Annotated in this window: 13 protein-coding genes; 10 read left to right on the plus strand and 3 right to left on the minus strand. The window is 47.2% G+C overall.

What is annotated here, in order from left to right; all coding sequences use genetic code 11:
- Position 1: 1 nt before the first annotated feature.
- The 6 genes from EHQ17_RS16720 to mpl17 all read left to right on the plus strand — a co-directional run bounded on the left by EHQ17_RS16720 (position 2) and on the right by mpl17 (position 6,116).
- Positions 2-631 (plus strand): YceI family protein, encoded by a 630-nt coding sequence (locus tag EHQ17_RS16720; RefSeq protein WP_135590294.1) that lies wholly within the window; start codon positions 2-4, stop codon positions 629-631.
- 560 nt (positions 632-1,191) lie between these two features.
- The gene (rplM, locus tag EHQ17_RS16725) at positions 1,192-1,641 is read left to right on the plus strand and encodes a 50S ribosomal protein L13 (RefSeq protein WP_135590295.1); all 450 of its coding nucleotides are present in this window, start codon (positions 1,192-1,194) and stop codon (positions 1,639-1,641) included.
- A gap of 10 nt (positions 1,642-1,651) precedes the next feature.
- Complete coding sequence (gene rpsI, locus EHQ17_RS16730) at positions 1,652-2,050, plus strand: 30S ribosomal protein S9 (RefSeq protein ID WP_135590296.1); 399 nt, start codon at positions 1,652-1,654, stop codon at positions 2,048-2,050.
- 87 nt (positions 2,051-2,137) lie between these two features.
- Entirely contained in the window at positions 2,138-4,960 is a 2,823-nt protein-coding gene (gene alaS, locus EHQ17_RS16735) for an alanine--tRNA ligase (RefSeq protein WP_135590297.1), read from the plus strand.
- The gene (locus EHQ17_RS16740; RefSeq protein ID WP_020986223.1) at positions 4,957-5,448 is read left to right on the plus strand and encodes a YajQ family cyclic di-GMP-binding protein; all 492 of its coding nucleotides are present in this window, start codon (positions 4,957-4,959) and stop codon (positions 5,446-5,448) included. The genes alaS and EHQ17_RS16740 overlap by 4 nt, the downstream gene beginning before the upstream one ends.
- A gap of 272 nt (positions 5,449-5,720) precedes the next feature.
- Positions 5,721-6,116: a cell surface protein MPL17 gene (gene mpl17 / locus EHQ17_RS16745; RefSeq protein WP_135590298.1), complete on the plus strand. Its 396-nt coding sequence runs from the start codon at positions 5,721-5,723 to the stop codon at positions 6,114-6,116.
- A 198-nt stretch (positions 6,117-6,314) separates the two neighbouring features.
- Here the strand turns inward: mpl17 and EHQ17_RS16750 are convergent, their stop codons facing one another.
- The 3 genes from EHQ17_RS16750 to EHQ17_RS16760 all read right to left on the minus strand — a co-directional run bounded on the left by EHQ17_RS16750 (position 6,315) and on the right by EHQ17_RS16760 (position 8,153).
- Positions 6,315-6,842 (minus strand): GNAT family N-acetyltransferase, encoded by a 528-nt coding sequence (locus EHQ17_RS16750; RefSeq protein ID WP_135590299.1) that lies wholly within the window; start codon positions 6,840-6,842, stop codon positions 6,315-6,317.
- 85 nt (positions 6,843-6,927) lie between these two features.
- On the minus strand, positions 6,928-7,365 hold the full coding sequence (locus EHQ17_RS16755) for a lipoprotein (RefSeq protein WP_135590300.1): 438 nt from the start codon (positions 7,363-7,365) through the stop codon (positions 6,928-6,930).
- Complete coding sequence (locus EHQ17_RS16760; RefSeq protein WP_135590301.1) at positions 7,362-8,153, minus strand: hypothetical protein; 792 nt, start codon at positions 8,151-8,153, stop codon at positions 7,362-7,364. The genes EHQ17_RS16755 and EHQ17_RS16760 overlap by 4 nt, the downstream gene beginning before the upstream one ends.
- A gap of 29 nt (positions 8,154-8,182) precedes the next feature.
- On the opposite strand from EHQ17_RS16760, the gene EHQ17_RS16765 reads away from it, so the two are divergent.
- Genes EHQ17_RS16765 through EHQ17_RS16780 form a run of 4 tightly spaced genes read left to right on the plus strand, consistent with a single transcriptional unit; the run spans position 8,183 to position 12,749 of the window.
- Complete coding sequence (locus EHQ17_RS16765; protein ID WP_135590302.1) at positions 8,183-9,751, plus strand: M16 family metallopeptidase; 1,569 nt, start codon at positions 8,183-8,185, stop codon at positions 9,749-9,751.
- Between the two features lie 29 nt (positions 9,752-9,780).
- The gene (locus EHQ17_RS16770; protein ID WP_342776143.1) at positions 9,781-11,217 is read left to right on the plus strand and encodes a M16 family metallopeptidase; all 1,437 of its coding nucleotides are present in this window, start codon (positions 9,781-9,783) and stop codon (positions 11,215-11,217) included.
- Positions 11,218-12,045, plus strand: coding sequence for an MBL fold metallo-hydrolase (locus tag EHQ17_RS16775; protein ID WP_135590304.1), 828 nt, complete (start codon positions 11,218-11,220; stop codon positions 12,043-12,045).
- A complete protein-coding gene (locus tag EHQ17_RS16780; RefSeq protein WP_135590305.1) occupies positions 12,042-12,749 on the plus strand; it encodes an O-methyltransferase in 708 nt (235 codons plus the stop codon). The genes EHQ17_RS16775 and EHQ17_RS16780 overlap by 4 nt, the downstream gene beginning before the upstream one ends.
- Positions 12,750-12,799 lie beyond the last annotated feature (50 nt).

Below are 12,799 nucleotides of genomic sequence, written 5' to 3' on the forward strand. Positions count from 1 at the left end.
TATGAAACGAAGCATTGTATTCTATACTTTGATCTTACTTCCTTTTGTCGCCGGATTTTCGCAGAGCTCCGATAAAAACCAAACTTGCACGTATTCCTATGAACACGCTTCCACGAAATTCGAATGGAAGGCGTTTAAGTTTACGGAGAAAACCGGAGTCGCAGGTAGTTTCGATACGATTACGACGTTTGGAACGAAACCGGCTTCTTCTCCAGAAAAAGTGTTTGTCGGAATGAAATTCCGAATCGATCCGAATACGATTCAATCCGGAAATCCGGAGCGCGACGGGAAAATCAAAGGCTCCTTCTTCTATCCTCTGAAAAAAAACGGAACGATCGAAGGCAAAGTCGTTTCTGTGGAATTGAATTCCGACAAAAACGGCGGGAAAGGAGCGATCCAACTTAGCTTCAACGGGATCACAAAAAACCTGGACGTAAATTTCAGTCTCAAAGAAGGAAGTGTTCTCGAAGCAAAGGCGGTTTTGAACCTCGGAGAATGGAAGGCACTTTCCGCAGTAGAAGCGCTCAATCATGTATGCAAAGAGTTGCATAAAGGAAAAGACGGCGTTTCCAAACTTTGGCCCGAGGTTGAGTTGAACATTTCCACGAAACTCAAAACGAATTGCCCGTGATTGGGAAAAGTAGGAACACCCCGTTTTTCCGGCGGAGGTTTTTCAACGGGGCGCCTCCTGCGCGATTCATTTCCTAACTGGATTTTCTTTTAGAGGAAAACTCGTTTTGTGGTAAGGAAGAAATTCGTGTAGTTCCGACCTCATTTTGTAAATGGGCGCAGGACCGAGCTCTTTCGCGGCTTCGCGTTCGCTTCGGTCCGATCGAAACAGCCGAAAGAACCGGGTCGGGGGACGGTAAAGTCGGAACATCGTCCGTTCCAAGCTCGATCGGGACCGCGTTCCGCGCCGCTCCGATCTCTGGCGCGTGGGAACTCACACGAAGTGGATGAATCGACCGAAAGGTGAGCGATTTATTTTCCGATAAAATTGGAAAAAATGCGAATTCACCGAGGAGATCCTACAAATTTCCTCCCTCGACGAGGACTCCGGAACTTTTACCGACAAAGTGTGCGGGAACTCCCGCCCAATCAACGGAAGGCTTGGCTTTCCGGCAGCATCGGCTCTTTTTTCTTGACTTTGGGGGTTAAACCGAAATTCTGGCACCTACAGGACGATTTTTCATGTCAGTATTATCAAAAGCGCATAAAACTCCTTCTCTTACGAAAGAAAATGCCGCCAAGGGCTGGTTCGTAGTAGACGCAGAAGGAAAAACTCTGGGAAGACTCGCTTCCGGGATCGCCGCAAGACTTCGCGGAAAACACAAAGCAACGTTTACTCCGAATCAAGATTGCGGAGACAATATCATCGTTATCAACGCTTCCAAAGTGAAAGTGACCGGTAACAAAGAAACTCAGAAGATCTACTATCATCACTCCCGTTATCCGGGCGGGATGACCGAAACCGTTTTCAAAGACTTAATCGCAAAACAACCTGAAAAGGTGATCTACGAGGCCGTGAAAGGAATGCTTCCTAAGAGCAAACTCGGAGATAAAATGCTCACCCATTGCAAAATTTTCTCGGGTGCTGAACACAACCTCCAGGCGCAAAAGCCTGTGAAACTGGAAATCTAAGGAGACCTGAATGGCACCCGCAAAGGAAATCTGGGCCGTAGGAAGAAGAAAAACCTCCGTCGCTCGCGCAAAAATCAAAGAAGGTTCCGGTAAAATCACCGTAAACCACAAAGATATCAAAGAGTATCTTCAAAACCGCAAAGCAATCATTGACGAAGCGATTCGTCCTCTCTCTCTTCTGAACGTTCAAGACAAGTACGATCTGAATCTGAACGTGTCAGGCGGTGGAATTACCGGACAAGTGGGAGCAATCCGTCACGCAGTTGCAAGAGCGATCTGCAGAATCAAACCGGAGTTCCGACCTGCCGTGAAAAAAGAAGGATTCTTAACGAGAGATCCAAGAATGGTGGAAAGAAAGAAATACGGTCTTCACAAAGCGAGAAGAGGAACTCAGTTTTCCAAACGTTAAGTTTCTTTTTCATTTCATTTCGTTTTTTGAAATGCCTGAATCTCTTTCGTCCGAGAGCTTCAGGCATTTTTTGATTTTAGAGGTATCATGAAACGCCAATCCGTAGCGGAAATCCGCGAAATCTTTTTAAACTACTTCCAAGACAAATCTCACAGAGTAGTTCCGTCTTCTTCCCTTCTACCCGCGGGAGATCCCACACTTCTTTTTACGACAGCCGGAATGGTTCAGTTCAAACCTTTCTTTACCGGGGCCGTGGAACTACCGTATACGAGAGCGACCTCTTGTCAAAAATGTCTACGGACCACCGACCTAGAAGTTGTCGGAAGAACGGAAAGACATTGCACGTTCTTCGAGATGCTCGGGAACTTCAGCTTCGGAGATTATTTCAAGGAAGAAGCGATTTCCTATGCGCTCGATTGTTCCGTCAATCATCTCGGTTTCGACAAGGAAAAGATCTGGGTCACGGTTTATTCCGACGACGACGAAGCCGAAAAAATCTGGTTGTCCAAAGGAATTCCAAAAGAGCGCATAACGCGTCTCGGAAAAAAAGATAACTTCTGGGGACCTGCCGGAGACAGCGGGGCCTGCGGGCCTTGTTCCGAACTTTATCTCGATCGTGGAATCGAAAAGGGGGGACCGGATTGTGCTACGAGCGGGACCTGCAGACCGGGTTGTGACTGCGATCGTTTTTTAGAATTTTGGAATATAGTTTTCAATCAGTTCAACCAGGACACCGAAGGCAATCTGCATCCTCTCAAACAAACCGGAATCGATACGGGTTCCGGTCTCGAAAGAGTCGCCTTATTGCTGCAAGGCGCCGATTCGGTTTATGACACGGACGAACTCCGCAAAATCATTTCCTTTTACGAGGAATTATCCGGAATCAAGTATGACGAGGCCGTCGCCTTATCTAAACTTCCGGATCAAAAAAGCGAGCGAGCGCGGACTGCCGCAAATCAAAAGGCCGCGTTCCGCGTAGTCACCGATCATATTCGTTCCGTTCTTTTTTCGATCGGAGACGGGATTTATCCGGATAGAACCGGAAGGGGTTACGTAATCCGTCGTTTGATCCGCCGCGCGACTCTTTTCGGAAGAAAGTTGAATTTCAGAGAACCGTTTCTTTACAAACTCGTGGACCGGGTCGTCGAGATTTATAAATCACGTTATCCGGAACTGGGAAGGAACGCGATTGCGATCGCGAAAACGATTCACGCGGAAGAGGAACTTTTCCTAAAAACCCTCGAACTCGGTCTCGAAAAGATCGAAACCCTGGTCGCAAAAACGAAAGCAGAAGGAAAAAAGACCTTCTCCGGAGCGGACGCATTCCTACTTTACGGAACCTACGGTTTTCCGGCCGAGATGACCGAAGAAATCGTAGCAGAACAAGGATTCGATTTCGACAAACAAGGATTTCAAGAGGAACTGGAAAAAGACAGGCAATTTTCCAGAGAATCCTGGAAGGCCAACAAGGTTTCTCTGATGACCGGTCAATCCGCTGAAAAGACGGAGTTTCTCGGTTATTCTTCTTTATTAGGAAAAGGGAATATTATATATTTATTTAGTGATAATAAACCTGCAAAGGTTTTGAAAGAAGGTCAAGCCGGCGCGATCGTCCTCGACAAAACTCCTTTCTATCCTGAAGGCGGAGGGCAGGTCGGCGACACGGGTTTTTTGCGTCAGGGCAAAAACGTATTCAAGGTTTCCGATACACAAAAGGAAAACGACGTCATTCTTCATTTTGGAGAAATGCTCAGCGGAGAATTTTCCGTCGCGCAGGAACTCGAAGCCGAAGTCGAAGCGGTTCGTAGGGAAAGACTTCGTTTTCATCACTCCGGAACACACTTGTTAAACGGAGCGCTTCGTAGTTTGCTCGGGGATCACGTCTTACAAAAAGGTTCGATCGTTTCTGCGGAATATCTTCGTTTCGATTTTTCACATCCTTCCGCGTTGACTTCCGATGAAATCCGCAAAATCGAATCCTGGGTCAACGAATCGATCCGCAAGGATTTCCAAGTTTCTACCAAGGAGCTCGGGATCGACGACGCAAAAAAAACGGGAGCGGTCGCCACCTTCGGAGAAAAATACGGAGATAAGGTTCGTGTCGTTCAGATGGGAGACGCGTCCGTCGAATTCTGCGGTGGAACGCACGTTTCTCATACGGGCGAGATCGGTTACTTCTTCATCAAAAAGGAATCTTCGCCCGGTGCCGGGAACCGTCGTATCGAAGGCGTTTGCGGTCCAGCGGTGATCGAAACGTTCCAGAACCGTTTTGCGGAACTCACCGAATCCGTACAAAACTTAAATCTCAAAATCAAATCGGAGTTAGGCGAAGAAGGAGCCAAACTTCTCATCACTTCTCCCGTGCCCGGGCCGGATGAGATCCGCGAAAAACTCGAAAAAGAAGGTGCGACCGCCGTTACGTTCTTTCGTGATCTTTCCGAAAACGTCGCCGCAAAAATCGAAGAAAGCGCTTCTTCCTTTTTGAAAACGAAGAGGAGTTTGGAATCCCGCGACTTCGAAAACAACGCTTCCATCATCGAGAAAGTGTTCGCTTCTTCCGTCGAGACCGGAGTCGGAAAAATCGTCTCCGCGATTTTCGAAGACAAGGACCCGAATTCCCTCAAAGGGCTTTCCGACAATCTAAAAGTGCGCGAAAAAAATCTCCTTGTGATTCTCGGCAGCAAAAACCCGGAGAACGCGAGCGTCGTAATCACCTGTTCTTCCGACTTGGTCGCAAAAGGGATTCACTGCGGTAATCTCGTGAAGACCGCCTGCGAAGTGTTAGGCGGAAAGGGCGGCGGAAAACCCGATATGGCTCAAGGCGGCGGTAAGGAAAAACAAAATCTCGAATCCGCGATCGCGGGCGCCGTGAACGAAGCAAAACAAATCTTAACCGGAGAAAGAGTATGAGCGATCCTTCCTTTGACGTCGTTTCCGAAATCAGCAGACCAGAGTTGACGAACGCGGTCACTCAGGCTCTCGGCGAAATCAAGAATCGTTTCGATTTTAAGGGTTCCAAATCCGACATTCAACTCGAAGACGAACAACTCGTTTTGACTTCCGACAACGAAGCGAAGTTGGAAAGTGTGATCGACGTTCTCGTTTCTAAAATGGCGAAACGCGGAATCGGTTTAAAAAATTTCGACTTCAAATCCAAGATCGAACCAGCGACCGGCGGCACCGTTCGAATGAAGGTGAAGATCCGCAAAGGGATGGAAAAGGAACAAACCAAAGAAGTGACAAAACTCATCAAGGATTCCAAACTCAAGGTCAACGTCACGATCATGGGGGAATCCGTTCGTGTGACCGGTAAGAAAAAGGACGATCTTCAGGAAGTGATTCATCTTTTGAAAACGTCGGATCTTCCGTTCGACGTGCAATTTACGAACTACAAATAGGTTTTGTGATTTTTGTAGGAATTCCTACGGAGCTTTTTCGCGCACTTGCCTTGACAGGATGTGAATTTTCTGATAGGGAGGGTTTGCCGTAGTTTTCTCCCACGGACCCGCCTCCTCCACCCAAATTCGGGGCGGGGCGCGCGCGTTTGACGGGGGATTGTCGTAAGATTCGGACAGATTCAGATCGGTTGGAATCTGTGGAAGGGCGTTTTCCTCCCGCGGCAAAGATTTCTTTTCTTAAACAAATCCGAGCTTATCTTGGTCAAATTAGTATGAAAAAAATATTCCTCCTTTCGGTTTTAGCGACTCTCGTCTCGTTCTCGGTTTCCGCAGAAGAAGAAAGTCCGGTTAAGTTCAAATTGGAAAAAAGTTTCGGCAACGCGTATCTTCTTAAAATCGTTCACCCTTCCAATTACGGGATTCAAAAAGACGCCCCGCATAAAATCCTTCTGAACGCTGGTAAAGGCGTAAAGGTGGAACAAGCCGATCTGACGGTGAAGGGAAAAATTTCCCCAAAAAAAAAGGAATACTTCGCTTCGGTCGATCCGATCCAACTCACCGTATCCGGCAAAGGAGACCTTGAAATTCACGGCAAAATCTATTATTGCAATTTCGACAAAAACATCTGTATTCCGGGCAAAATTCAACAAGTCGAAATCATACAATAGATTCGGAGGAGTTTGACCGGTCCTTTTTGAAACGGTCAAACTGTCCTACGTTTTGCCCGTTCCTCTTTATCCGATTCGGCTTCTGTCAAAAACGTTCCCGAAACGTTTCCCGGAAAAAAGGATCGAACGGCTTACGGATTGCGGGGAAAATGCGGGATGAAAAATCCCGTTTCGAATTTCTCGGAAAGAAAAAATAGTTTATATAGTTTGAATATTCCATTTTTCGCGAGTGATTTCGAATTCGAAGTAGGGACGACCTTCCCGCTCGACGGAGCCGATCCGTATTCCGCCGATTTTTTCCAGAGCCTTTTGCGATCGTTTGTTGTCGATCCCGATGTGGAATAAAACCGTTTCGATTCCGTTTCGAAAACAATGGTCTAAAAGTAAGGCCTTCATCGCCTTATTGAAAACCCCTCCCCAATACTTTCTTTCGAGAAAAGTATAACCGATCGCAATCGATTTTGCGGAAGGATTCCAATCGTAAAACCTAGTATTGCCGATGAGACGACCTGTTTCGTTATCGATCACGGCGAAACCGCTCTTTGATCGAACCGCCTCCAGAAAATACGGGGTGAAATTCTCTTTGAGATACCGATCGGGAACAGGATGTTGCTCCCAAATGAGAGGGTCGGACGCAGCCGAACTTAGTTCCTCCAAGTCGCTTTCGCGTATGGGGCGAAGAGTGATCCGTTCGTCCTTTAAGATCGGTTGTAAGTCGATATTCATCGTTAAACAAGGTTGATCGTCGCGAAGATGTTCATCAAATCGGATCGTTTCCGACGTAATCCACCCGAACTCTACGCGATTTCGGCTAACGTTTTAGAGAGGACTTTAAACCGGGAGAGTTCACCTGAAATAAGAAATATGTTTTTCCTTGAATCGATCCCGAAGACTTTACGATTTTTCCCTTGGTTTCCACGATCTCTTTGAGAATCGCCTTATCTCCCGGACGAAAGGTTTCCCCTTTTTCCGCGATGAGAAGATTTACGGCGCGTTTTTTCGCAAGTTCCTGAGCGCCCTCCGGACTTCCTTCAAGAGATGAAATGACCACTTGGAAAACGTCCCCGCTCAAAAATCCTTCCGTGGCTTTGACGAATTCGTCGTCGGGATTCGGACTCGTGGATTCCTCTTGCACGGATTTATGTTCCGGGTTTTGCAAAGGAGTTTCTACGGGCGTTCGTTTGGGAGTAGAACAATGAAGAACGGAAAAAACGGAAATCACGAACGAAATAATCAAAACGAATTTCATGGAGCCTCCGGAGTCTCTTGTTTCGAGAGAGGTTGTATTCCTTTTCGAATCACATTCGCATACAAGTCTTTCTGAATATTTCTATAAATGAAAGTACAATTCACGGGGTCGGAATAGTCTTCGCGAAAAAGAAACAAGGAATTGAGAAACCAGGAAAACGCGCCTCGATACACCAAAGCGTCTTGGCTCAATTGTTTGGCGGCTTTTTCCTTCGATTTGGCGTTTGCCTGAACGTCCGTCTGTACATTCGGTGTTCCGACCGATCCGGTAGAATAGGAGGTTGCGTTATTCGTCGTTGCGGTTTGTGTCGTAGTCGTTGTGGTGTTGGAAACCGTTCCCGTGGAAAGAGCCATTCCTCCGGGAGCGGATGTGATCGCTCCCGCACTCGCGATTTGAGGAGGAAGGGTCGGTCCCGAATACGAACCGGGATTCGCGCGAAGGGGAGAGAATAAAAAATCGCTTTCGCGAATCGTAGTCAATAAAATGGAAACCGCGATTTCGTCCCGTTTGGTTTCGGCGATTTTTCTGCATTGTTTTCTGAGTTCTAAAATTCCCGCGTCTTTGGAAGGCAAAGGGACCTTCACCAAAATTTGAAAAAATTCCCGGGATATAAATCCGGTGTCCTTTACGTTTTCCAAAACCTTTTGTCTATATTCCGGATCGGCGGGCACACAGAATCCGCAGAGAAAAAATGCCGCCGTCAGAATCGTGTACGTGATCCGCATGAGACAATCATTTCCCGAACTCCGCGAAAAGGAAGCAGGATTTTTCCGGGAACTTCTCGACAACAGGTTCGGACGAGGAAAGGCTGTACGCTATGCGTTCGATACAATCGATTCTTTTTGCGGGATTGTTTTTTTTCGGTTCCGCGTTTTCCCTTTCCGCGGACGGTTCCGTTTTCGCCGGATTAAAAAGTTCCCTGGAAGAAAGGACCAAAACCTTTCGGATGGAAAACGGACTGCGCGTCCTTATGATGAAACGAGAGGATTCTCCGACCGTCGCGATTTATACAAAATTTCTCGTTGGTTCCGCGGATGAAACTCCGGAGATCGCGGGCACGGCGCATCTTTTGGAACACATGCTCTTTAAGGGAACGAAGAACATAGGAACCACCAACTTCGAAAAAGAAAAACCGTATCTGGAGCAGATCGCCGTTTGGGGAAAACGTTTGGATGCGATGAGAATCCGCGAAGCCGAATGGAAGGCCAACGGAGAGGAGCCGACTCAGGCTTTCAAATCCGAACTGGAGACGCTTCGAAAAAGATTCCAAACACTTTTGGAATTACATCGTAAGTTCATCGTTTCCAACGAAGACAACTTCATCTATTCCCAAAACGGAGGAGTGGGATTCAACGCGTATACGAGCAACGACGTGACCAATTATCAGATTCTGCTTCCCGCAAACCGTTTGGAAATTTGGGCTAAACTCGAATCGGACCGTCTCAAAAATCCTATATTACGAGAATATTATACGGAACGGGAAGTCGTTCTTGAGGAAAGAAGGATGCGCGTCGAAAACCGCGGGCTCGGTATCCTCCGCGAAAAATACATGGACGCTGCGTTTCCGGAAGGTCATCCGTACCGTATGCCGGTGATCGGTTACGAAAAAAATCTGGGTTTTCTGGATCTGGAAAAAACGGAAACCTTCTTCCGGACCTATTACGATCCACGACGAATGGTGATCGCCGTCGTCGGCTCTTTGGATTTCGACAATACGGAAAAAATCCTGAGATCGTATTTCGGAGATCTGAAACCGGGCAAATCACATCCTCAAAAAAAAATCCCTTCCGCGGGTTTCGGCGGAGCCAAGTTCGTTTCGGTCGTTCACCCGAGCGCACCTTCCAAAATCATAGGCTTTCATAAACCGGCGTTTCCGCATCCGGACGACGCGGTGTTCGGGATCATCGATACGCTGTTAGCCGAAGGTGAATCCGGTCGTCTGTACAAACGACTCGTTTTGGAGGAGCAGTTGGCGCAGGGGGTTTATTGTTGGAACGGGGATCCGGGCGACCGTCTGTCCAATCTGTTTTCCGTCTACGTGACCAACAATCAAAACGCGGATCAGAAAAAAGTGGAATCGATCGTTCAAGAGGAATTGGATCGCCTGAAAAATACGCCGGTCACCTCCGAGGAACTATTTAAGATCAAAAATCAGATCGTAGCCGGTTATCTTCGCGCTTTGGACGACAACGGTAAACTCGCCGACGTACTTTCGTTGTATCAGCTTTTATACGGGGATTGGAAGGAGCTGCTGCGGGGTTACGAGGAATTGGATGCGGTGACTCCGGAGGACATACAAAGGGTGGCGAACAAATACTTCGTTCCCGAAAACCGTACGATCGCGGAATTGAACCCGCCGTCCGGAAACGGAGCCGAAAAAAAATGAAAACACCCTCGGTTCGAAAAAACATATCTATGAAACTGAATATTCAAACATTAAAATATTTAACAATTATAATCCTTTTCGGGATTCTACCGCTTTCCGGCGCTCCGGGGGATTTCGTCAAAAACGTGAAAATCCCCCCTTTGGCTTTTGAATTTCCGGAAATCCAAACCTTTACTTCCGGAAAGGGGACCGAAGTTTTCTTTTTACCCGGCGAAGAATTCCCGCTCAGAAATCTGGAAATCCATATCTACGCCGGAATTTTATCCGATTCGGATTTGCCTCCCGAAATTCCGGAGTTGTTTGCGGAAGCGTGGAAACACGGAGGCGTTCCTTCCGCGCCGGGAAGCGCGTTTTTGGAAACCTTGGAGGGTTACGGGGCAAAGTTGGAAACCGACGCGAATTCTAACAAGATCGTTCTTTCTGTCTCGTATCTCTCCCGTTTCGAAAAGGAAATCCTTCCGCTTTTGTCCGAATTTTTAACCAAACCGTTGTTAAACGAAGAGGGATTCGCGGTGGCGAAACTCAAATTGGAGGAAGCGATCAAACGTAGGAACGATAAAATCCCTGACATCGCCTATCGTAAAACCGCGGAGTTGGTCTATAAGGGAACGGTTTTGGGAAAGACGGTTCAATTGGATTCCCTTTCGAAACTCAAAGCGGAGGACGTCCGCGACTATTTCCGCGATTCGGTTTCGGTTTCGAGAAGGACGGTACTTTTGACGGGCGACCTTCAAAAAAAGGAAGCCGTTTCCTTGGTCTCTTTTCTTCTTCCCGATCGGGAGACGGTCCGAACGGAAAAACGCCCGACGATCGACGCACAAACTTTGAAAAAGAATCTGGATTCCCTTTCCTATCGGATCTTGGGAGTGGATAAGGAAGCGACGCAGAGTATCGTGATGATGGCGGGAATTCTTCCTCCGCACAAGGATCCGGATTTTTACGCGATCCAAGTGCTCAACTACATCGTAGGTGGTGGCGGATTTAATTCTTATTTTATGCAGAAGATCCGCTCGGATCGGGGACTCGCGTATTCTTCGAGCAGCGCCGCGTATTTCGAGCGCGACTACGGAGTGATTTATTTCACGACGCAGACTAAAATCTCCACGACCAAAGAAGTCTTCGATTTAATGAAAGAAATATTAAGCGAAGAGACGATTTATAAGATACGCGAGGACGAGCTGGAATCCGCGAAACAATCCATAGTCAACCGTTTCATCTTTCAATTCGCGGATAAGATGGGGATTCTACACAACACTCTCCGTTTTAAGGAACACGATATGCCCGCGGATTATCTGAAACGATATCGGGATCGTATCCAAGCGGTCACACTTTCCGATCTTCGTCGTGTGGGAAAAAAATACTTCTTACATTCCTCCGCGAAAACGATCCTTACGGGACCGAAGTCGCTTTATAAGGATTGGGGCGACGGCGTGAAAACGGTCGCTCCCGAGGACGGGATCCCGTAAGTGTATTGTAAGTTTCAGCACAAACAATATCATTTCGAAGGAATTTCGGAAGGAGGAATCCGCACCTCGATTTATCTTCCTTCCTTGAGTTTGATGTTCGATATCGGAGCGCAAAATCCGAACCGGATCCACTTGGAGAATCTTCTTCTTACACATTCGCATCTGGATCATTCTTCGGGAATCCCGTACTACATCTCGCAAAGGTCCCTGCGAAAGTTAAAACCTCCTAAGATCTATCTTCCTTCCGCGGTCGAAGAGCCTATGCGGAAAATTCTCGAACTCTATTCCCAAATCGAGGATTTCCCGTATCGTTACGAAATGTTCGGCGTGAATCCGGGAGATAGGATAGACTTGGACGCTCATCATTTTTTTTCTCCCCACAAAACGTTTCATCGGGTTCCTTCGCAGGGTTATACGATCTATGAACGGCGTAAAAAATTGAAGGAACGATTTCGGTCTCTGGATAAGGAAGAATTGAACAAAGCCCTAAAGGAAAACGAGGAGGTTTCGGAACCGAGCGAAACTCCGGTCATCAGTTTTTCCGGAGACACTAAGATAGAATACGTTCTAGAAAACGAAGATGCGGCGAATTCTAATATTCTATTTATTGAATGTACTTACATCGACAAGGAACGAGACGTCGCTAAGGCGCGGGAATGGGGGCACACACATCTCGACGAAATTCTCGGCAATTTGTCCGCGTTTAAAAACGAGAAGATCGTCCTGATTCATTTTTCGAAACGTTATTCCATTTCTTATATCCGGGAAACGTTGGCGAAACGGATTCCGGAAAACGAAAAACATAGGTTCCATCTTTTTCTACCATGAGCAAAGGAAGTCCTCCCGGCAAATACGGGACCTCAGTGTTTCGGGAAGGTCTGGAGGAAAAAATAGACGACGATCTCGTGGTTCGTCCGATTTCGATCCTTTACGAGATGGAGAACGACGCGGCAAAGGAAGGAGTTCCCGTTTTGACTCCGGCGTCCGGATCCGTTTTGAAGTTTCTCGTGGAAGCCGAACAACCCGACGAAATTCTCGAGTTGGGAACCGGATACGGCATCTCCCTTTTTTGGATGGCCTGCGGTTTAAAAAAAACGGCGAAGATCGTTTCCTTAGAACGGGAAATTTTTTATATCGCGAAGGTGCGATCGTATCTGGAAAAACATCCCTTCGGAGATCTGGACGTTCATCTGATTAAAACACATTGTCTTCAGTTCCTCAAGGAATCCGAAGAGAACGAAAAAACCTCGTGGTCCGGAAAATTCGTTTTTATAGATTGTGACAAGGTTTTGTATCCGGAAATTTTTAGAATCCTTTCCCGTTTGAAACCGGCAGTTGCTGTGTTCGACAACGTGCTTTGGCACGGAAGAATTTTCGAATCAGACAGACAAGCTCCTTCCGATCTCGCCGTGCGGGAATTTTGGGACGAGTTAAAACGCTCTGGATTTTCTCACACACTTTTTCCTGTCGGGGACGGTCTTCTTCATATCCGTTTCGTTGAGTCCGCGGACTCCGATCATAACCGAGATTAAAATACTAGTTGCGTTTTATGACGCTGTGTTATACTTCCGCGTAGGAGATT

Origin of the sequence: Leptospira gomenensis (assembly GCF_004770155.1) — a bacterium.
GTDB classification, from domain to species: domain Bacteria; phylum Spirochaetota; class Leptospiria; order Leptospirales; family Leptospiraceae; genus Leptospira; species Leptospira gomenensis.

Excerpts from the sequence above, each read along its gene's own strand:
- alaS (WP_135590297.1), top strand. The coding sequence starts at position 2,138 with ATGAAACGCCAATCCGTAGCGGAAATCCGCGAAATCTTTTTAAACTAC.
- EHQ17_RS16740 (WP_020986223.1), top strand. The coding sequence starts at position 4,957 with ATGAGCGATCCTTCCTTTGACGTCGTTTCCGAAATCAGCAGACCAGAG.
- EHQ17_RS16770 (WP_342776143.1), top strand. The coding sequence starts at position 9,781 with ATGAAACTGAATATTCAAACATTAAAATATTTAACAATTATAATCCTT.
- EHQ17_RS16755 (WP_135590300.1), bottom strand. The coding sequence starts at position 7,365 with ATGAAATTCGTTTTGATTATTTCGTTCGTGATTTCCGTTTTTTCCGTT.
- rpsI (WP_135590296.1), top strand. The coding sequence starts at position 1,652 with ATGGCACCCGCAAAGGAAATCTGGGCCGTAGGAAGAAGAAAAACCTCC.
- mpl17 (WP_135590298.1), top strand. The coding sequence starts at position 5,721 with ATGAAAAAAATATTCCTCCTTTCGGTTTTAGCGACTCTCGTCTCGTTC.
- EHQ17_RS16780 (WP_135590305.1), top strand. The coding sequence starts at position 12,042 with ATGAGCAAAGGAAGTCCTCCCGGCAAATACGGGACCTCAGTGTTTCGG.
- EHQ17_RS16750 (WP_135590299.1), bottom strand. The coding sequence starts at position 6,842 with ATGAATATCGACTTACAACCGATCTTAAAGGACGAACGGATCACTCTT.
- rplM (WP_135590295.1), top strand. The coding sequence starts at position 1,192 with ATGTCAGTATTATCAAAAGCGCATAAAACTCCTTCTCTTACGAAAGAA.
- EHQ17_RS16720 (WP_135590294.1), top strand. The coding sequence starts at position 2 with ATGAAACGAAGCATTGTATTCTATACTTTGATCTTACTTCCTTTTGTC.
- EHQ17_RS16765 (WP_135590302.1), top strand. The coding sequence starts at position 8,183 with ATGCGTTCGATACAATCGATTCTTTTTGCGGGATTGTTTTTTTTCGGT.